Origin of the sequence: Streptomyces sp. NPDC102278, assembly GCF_044766345.1 — a bacterium.
Taxonomy (GTDB): domain Bacteria; phylum Actinomycetota; class Actinomycetes; order Streptomycetales; family Streptomycetaceae; genus Streptomyces.
Map to the genome: position 1 here is coordinate 341752 of NZ_JBIWLV010000008.1, position 6091 is coordinate 347842.

The window sequence follows — 6091 nt, forward strand, 5'->3', positions numbered from 1 at the left end:
CGGGGGCGCCGCATCGAGGAAGGGACACCAGCACCCATGAGCGCGTCGGGCGGTACCAAGGCGATCGTGGCGGCACTCGCCGCCAACCTCGCCATCGCCGTAGCCAAGTTCGTGGCCTACGTCTTCAGCGGTTCGTCGTCGATGCTCGCGGAGAGCGTTCACTCGCTGGCGGACTCCGGCAACCAGGGGCTGCTGCTCCTCGGCGGCAAGAAGGCCAAGCGCCAGGCCACCCCCCAACACCCCTTCGGGTACGGGCGCGAGCGCTACATCTACGCCTTCCTGGTCTCCATCGTCCTCTTCACCGTCGGTGGCATGTTCGCCATCTACGAGGGCATCGAGAAGATCAACCACCCGCACGCGATCGAGCAGTGGTACTGGCCGATCGGCGTCCTCGTCTTCGCGATCGTCGCGGAGTCCTTCTCCTTCCGCACCGCCATCAAGGAGTCGAACGAAACCCGCGGCTCGCTCACCTGGCGCCAGTTCATCAAGCGCGCCAAGGCACCCGAGCTCCCCGTCGTCCTCCTCGAAGACCTCGGCGCGCTCGTCGGTCTGGTCCTCGCCCTCGGCGGCGTCGGTCTGGCCCTGGCCACCGGCAACGGCGTGTGGGACGGCATCGGCACCCTCTGCATCGGCACCCTGCTGATCATCATCGCCATCGTGCTCGCCGCGGAGACCAAGTCGCTGCTGCTGGGCGAGGCCGCCGGCACCGAGGACGTGGACAAGATCACGGCCGCCCTGGTCGACGGCGACGTGGTCACCGACGTCATCCACATGCGCACGCTGCACCTCGGCCCCGAGGAACTGCTGGTCGCCGCCAAGATCGCCGTCCGGCACGACGACACCGCGACCGAGGTGGCCAACGCCATCAACGCGGCCGAGGCCCGGATCCGCGCCGCGGTCCCGATCGTCCGGGTGATCTACCTGGAGCCGGACATCTACAACGCCGAAGCCGCCGCCGCCGGTGTCAACCCCGGCGCCACCCCCGGCGGCGATCCCGGCCACTGACGCGCCGACGGACGTGCGAAGGCCCCCGCGACCCACCGGCCGCGGGGGCCTTCGCCCATCCCGCCCCGGCTACGCGATCTCGCGCAGCACGTCCGGTACGGCCCGCCACAACCGACTCGCCGAGCCCCGTCGTCCCCTGTGCCTCCCACCCCGACGAGCGCCGGCTCGGCCACTGGGTCCCGTACGGGCTCGGCGGCCCGGCTCCGGGCCGCCAGAAGACCGGAAGGCCTTGAACCCCTCCGTCGGACGGCCCGAATCCGGTTGGCACTTCTTCACCGGCCCACTGGGGCCCGCCGGGCCCGTCGGTGTAGATTCGTCATCAGTGTCAGACGTCGCTGCTGATGGCGGTCGGGCGGTCCTGGTGACCGGCCGAGGGGAGAGAGGGCCCCCGACGGTCTGTGCTCGGTGCACGGGTCCGCCCCTGCACGGCTCAGCCGTACCCACCCTCTCGAACCATGAGGAGCAGCACCCATGGACTTCAAGGTCGCAGACCTCTCCCTCGCCGCCTTCGGCCGCAAGGAGATCACCCTGGCCGAGCACGAGATGCCCGGCCTGATGTCGATCCGCGCCGAGTACGCCGAGGCCCAGCCGCTGGCCGGCGCCCGCATCACCGGCTCCCTGCACATGACCGTGCAGACCGCCGTGCTCATCGAGACCCTCGTCGCCCTCGGCGCCGACGTCCGCTGGGCCTCCTGCAACATCTTCTCCACCCAGGACCACGCGGCCGCCGCCATCGCCGTCGGCCCGAACGGCACCCCGGAGAACCCGCAGGGCGTCCCCGTCTACGCCTGGAAGGGCGAGACGCTGGAGGAGTACTGGTGGTGCACGGAGCAGGCGCTGACCTGGCCGAACACCCCCACCGGCGGCCCGAACATGATCCTCGACGACGGTGGTGACGCCACCCTCCTCGTCCACAAGGGCGTCGAGTTCGAGAAGGCCGGCTCGGCCCCGGACCCGTCGACGGCGGACTCCGAGGAGTACGCCCACATCCTCACGCTGCTCAACCGCACCCTCGGTGAGGCCCCGCAGAAGTGGACGCAGCTCGCGTCCGAGATCCGCGGCGTGACCGAGGAGACCACCACCGGCGTCCACCGCCTGTACGAGATGATGGCCGAGGGCACCCTGCTCTTCCCGGCGATCAACGTGAACGACGCCGTCACCAAGTCGAAGTTCGACAACAAGTACGGCTGCCGCCACTCCCTCATCGACGGCATCAACCGCGCCACCGACGTCCTCATCGGCGGCAAGGTCGCGGTCGTCTTCGGCTACGGCGACGTCGGCAAGGGCTGCGCCGAGTCCCTGCGCGGCCAGGGCGCCCGCGTCATCGTCACCGAGATCGACCCGATCTGCGCCCTCCAGGCGGCCATGGACGGCTACCAGGTCGCGACCCTGGACGACGTCGTGGAGACGGCCGACATCTTCATCACGACCACGGGCAACAAGGACATCATCATGGCCTCGGACATGGCCAAGATGAAGCACCAGGCCATCGTCGGCAACATCGGCCACTTCGACAACGAGATCGACATGGCCGGCCTGGCCAAGATCGACGGCATCGTCAAGGACGAGGTCAAGCCCCAGGTCCACACCTGGAAGTTCCCCGACGGCAAGGTCCTGATCGTCCTCTCCGAGGGCCGCCTGCTGAACCTCGGCAACGCGACCGGACACCCCTCCTTCGTCATGTCGAACTCCTTCGCGGACCAGACCCTGGCCCAGATCGAGCTCTTCACGAAGCAGTCGGAGTACCCCACCGACGTCTACGTGCTCCCCAAGCACCTCGACGAGAAGGTGGCCCGCCTCCACCTCGACGCCCTCGGCGTCCGCCTCACCACCCTGCGTCCCGAGCAGGCCGCCTACATCGGCGTCAAGGTCGAAGGCCCGTACAAGGCCGACCACTACCGCTACTGATCCCCGACGGATCCGCGGCACGGCACCACAGCAGGCCCCCGGCACACGCCGGGGGCCTGCCCCGTACCCGCCCCGACCACCCCAGGCCCCCCGGCCATCCGAGAATTGGGACCCGATGCCCCGCGGCCGCTACTCGCTCCACGACCCGCACGACCACACCCCCCTCGGCGAGGAGCACTTCCACTGCGCGCCCGGTCCCTCCGGATGGCGCTACGTCGCACAACGCACCACCCCGAACGGAGACCACGCCGGCTCGGTGGACCTGGCCGTCGACGAGATCGGCCGCCCCATCCGGCTGGAGCTCAACGCCTCCGGCTGGCAGGTCCGCGGCGCCGCCATCGACGGCGTCACCTGGGTCCGCACCGACCCCGCCGGCGCCGAGGCCACCGAGGGCAATGTCCAGGCGCCCGGCTTCACCGGCACCTCGCCGGCCTTCCTCGTCGCGACCGCCCGCCTGCTGCGCCTGACCCCGGGCGCCCCCGCCACCCGCGTCCGGCTCCTCGCCCTGACCGACCCGGTCCTCGCCGCCCGTACGGTCGACCAGGCCTGGCAGCTCACCGACCGCGAGGAACACCCCACCGACAGCGGCCCGCTCGCCGTGGACGCGTACCGCGTCACGGCCCTGGACACCGGCGAGGTGCACATCGTGCACCTCGCCGGTGACGTCGTCCTCTCCGCCCCCGGCATCGAGCTCGAACACCTGGAGACCCCGCCCTCGACGTTCGAGGACCCGGCCCCGTAGTCACGACCTCACGCGGGCGGCGCGAACCCGGTGCCGCCGCGAGGCTTCTCGACGGGCGCGTCCCGCGCCTGCGCGGCCACCGCCGGCGCGACGGGCGGCGCGATCGGCGCCGTCACCACCGGCGCGGGCACCGCGGGCATCGCACCGTACGGCACGACCGCCGGCGCGGTCCCCCCTCCGTACGGGGCCTGCCGCGCAGCCGCCCCGAAGGCCCGAGCCGCATCGCGCGACTGCCGCTCGTGCACCACCGCCATCAGGAACGCCGCGGCCGGCACCCCCGCAGGCGGCGGGGTGCCCGTGCGCGCCACGACCTCGTCCGCGAGCTTCGCCGCCATCGCGGCGCCCGTGTGCGGGTCCAGCTGGTTCATCCGCGTCAGGTACTGCCTGATTGTCAGCCACAGGCCGTCCGGTACCGCCGACAGGTCCAGTCCCGTGAACCGCCCCGCCAGCCACGGGGGCGGCGGCGGCACCGGCATCACCCGCGCCCCCGGCACCCGCTCCCGGACCACCAGCGTCCCCGCGAACACGTCACCGAGCCGCCGCCCCCGCGACGACACCAGCGAGGCGATGCAGGCCACGCTCCCGAAGGTGAGCAGCAGCTCCACGACCCCCATCGCCCCGCGCACCAGCGCGTGCCGGAACCGGATGGGCCCGCCGTCCTCCCGCACCACGCGCAGCCCCAGCGCCAACTTCCCGAGCGACCGTCCGTGGGTGAGCGTCTCCACGGCGATCGGCACGCCGACCAGCACCAGCAGGAACATGCCCACCGACACGGCGGCCTGAGCCGCGTCGTCCAGGGAGGCCGTCGCGAACACCACGCCGATCGAGACGAGCACGTATCCGACGCCGTAGACGAGCACGTCGAGACAGATCGCCAGCGCCCGGCTCGGCAGTCTCGCCGGCCTCAACCCCAGGACGACTGCGTCCCCCGTCACCAGATCGCTCACTGCCGCGCACCCTTCATCCGCCCTGACCCGCCCCTGTTTCCCTCAGTCTGCCAAGCTGACCACAGGAGAAGCAGGCCGTGATGGCCGGGCCGGGGCAGGGGAGCGGTAAAGCGGATGGATGTCGACGTCTTCGTGGCGGCCCACCAGGCGCAGTGGGCGCGTCTGGAACAACTCCTCGGCCGGGGCCGTCGGCTCACCGGCGAGGAGGCGGACGAACTCGTATCGCTCTACCAGCGCACCTCCACCCACCTGTCCCTGATCCAGTCGAGCGCCCCGGACCCGATGCTCGTCGGGCGACTCACGCAGCTCGTCGCCCGCGCCCGCGCCGCGATCACCGGCGCCCGCCGCGCGAGCTGGCGCGACGCCGCCCGCTTCTTCACGGCCGGCTTCCCGGCCGCCGTGTACCGCAGCCGCCGCTGGTGGATCCCCACGGCCGTGCTCTCGATAGCCGTCGGCGTCCTGCTCGGCTGGTGGATAGCCACCAACCCCGAGGCCCAGAGCGTCATCGCCGCACCGGACGACCTGAGGCGACTCACCCAGCCCGGTGGCGAGTACGAGACGTACTACTCCAGCCACCCCGCGGCCTCCTTCGCCGCCAAGGTCTGGACGAACAACGCGCAGGCGGCCGCCATGTGCCTGGTCCTGGGAGCGTTCCTGGGGCTGCCGGTCCTGTGGATCCTGTTCCTGAACATGGCCAACCTCGGCGTCGGCATCGGCCTGATGGCGTCTGCCGGCCGCCTCGACGTCTTCCTCGGCCTGATCCTTCCGCACGGCCTGCTCGAACTGACGGCGGTCTTCGTCGCCGCGGGCATGGGTCTGCGCCTTGGCTGGACGGTCATCGACCCGGGCCCGCGGACCCGCCGCGCAGCCCTCGCCGAACAGGGCAGGGCGGCCCTCGGCATGGCCATCGGACTGGCCCTCATCCTCTTCGTCTCGGGCCTCATCGAGGGCTTCGTCACCCCGTCCGGCCTGCCCACCTGGGCCCGCATCGCCATCGGCGTCGCGGCCGAGGCCGCCTTCCTGGTCTACGTCTACGTCCTGGGCGGCCGCGCCGCCCGAGCCGGCGACGTGGGTGACGTCGAGGAAGCCGACCAGACGGCGACGCTGCCCACCGCGGCCTGATGTGCGGACGAGCCGGCCGAGCTGCTAGTCTCCTCGTCGTCCCGCAAACACCGTTGACACGGTCGCAGCGGGGAGGTAGATTCGAACGGTTGCCTCGAACTGGACAAGTTCGGCAGCGGTGGTTTAAAGTCTCTCTCGCCCCCAGGAATTGAATTCCAAGTGGGCACAATCGACTCTTCTTCCAGAAAGTCCGAAGCCGGGAAATCCGGTGGAAAACCTCTGATAGAGTCGGAATCGCCGGAAAGGGAAACGCGAAAGCGAAGAACTGGAAAGCGAAACCCGCTTCGACCGGGAATCGGACACGAAAGAGTCTGATAGAGTCGGAAACGAAGGAAGCGCCCGGAGGGCCTGGAGACAGGAACGAAGG

The 6091-nt window shown here is 70.8% G+C and carries 5 protein-coding genes; 4 read left to right on the forward strand and 1 reads right to left on the reverse strand.

The features are described from left to right. The first annotated feature begins 36 nt into the window (after positions 1 to 36). The 3 genes from ACIRO3_RS21570 (at position 37) to ACIRO3_RS21580 (ending at position 3655) form a co-directional block, all read left to right on the forward strand. Positions 37 to 1005, forward strand: coding sequence for a cation diffusion facilitator family transporter (locus ACIRO3_RS21570; RefSeq protein WP_404139048.1), 969 nt, complete (start codon positions 37 to 39; stop codon positions 1003 to 1005). A 471-nt stretch (positions 1006 to 1476) separates the two neighbouring features. Next, positions 1477 to 2913 (forward strand): adenosylhomocysteinase, encoded by a 1437-nt coding sequence (gene ahcY / locus ACIRO3_RS21575; protein WP_404139051.1) that lies wholly within the window; start codon positions 1477 to 1479, stop codon positions 2911 to 2913. Positions 2914 to 3028: 115 nt separating this feature from the next. Next, a complete protein-coding gene (locus tag ACIRO3_RS21580) occupies positions 3029 to 3655 on the forward strand; it encodes a hypothetical protein (RefSeq protein ID WP_404139053.1) in 627 nt (208 codons plus the stop codon). An 8-nt stretch (positions 3656 to 3663) separates the two neighbouring features. On the opposite strand, the gene ACIRO3_RS21585 is transcribed toward ACIRO3_RS21580, so the two are convergent. Further along, positions 3664 to 4602, reverse strand: a complete 939-nt coding sequence (locus tag ACIRO3_RS21585; protein ID WP_404139055.1) for an RDD family protein — start codon at positions 4600 to 4602, stop codon at positions 3664 to 3666. A gap of 114 nt (positions 4603 to 4716) precedes the next feature. Here ACIRO3_RS21585 and ACIRO3_RS21590 point away from each other — a divergent pair, with 114 nt between their 5' ends. Then, positions 4717 to 5724, forward strand: a complete 1008-nt coding sequence (locus ACIRO3_RS21590) for a stage II sporulation protein M (RefSeq protein ID WP_404139058.1) — start codon at positions 4717 to 4719, stop codon at positions 5722 to 5724. The last annotated feature ends 367 nt before the right edge of the window (positions 5725 to 6091 follow it).

Bases quoted from the DNA above. Each gene is read 5' to 3' on its own strand.
- ACIRO3_RS21570 (WP_404139048.1), top strand. From the start codon at position 37: ATGAGCGCGTCGGGCGGTACCAAGGCGATCGTGGCGGCACTCGCCGCC.
- ahcY (WP_404139051.1), top strand. From the start codon at position 1,477: ATGGACTTCAAGGTCGCAGACCTCTCCCTCGCCGCCTTCGGCCGCAAG.
- ACIRO3_RS21580 (WP_404139053.1), top strand. From the start codon at position 3,029: ATGCCCCGCGGCCGCTACTCGCTCCACGACCCGCACGACCACACCCCC.
- ACIRO3_RS21590 (WP_404139058.1), top strand. From the start codon at position 4,717: ATGGATGTCGACGTCTTCGTGGCGGCCCACCAGGCGCAGTGGGCGCGT.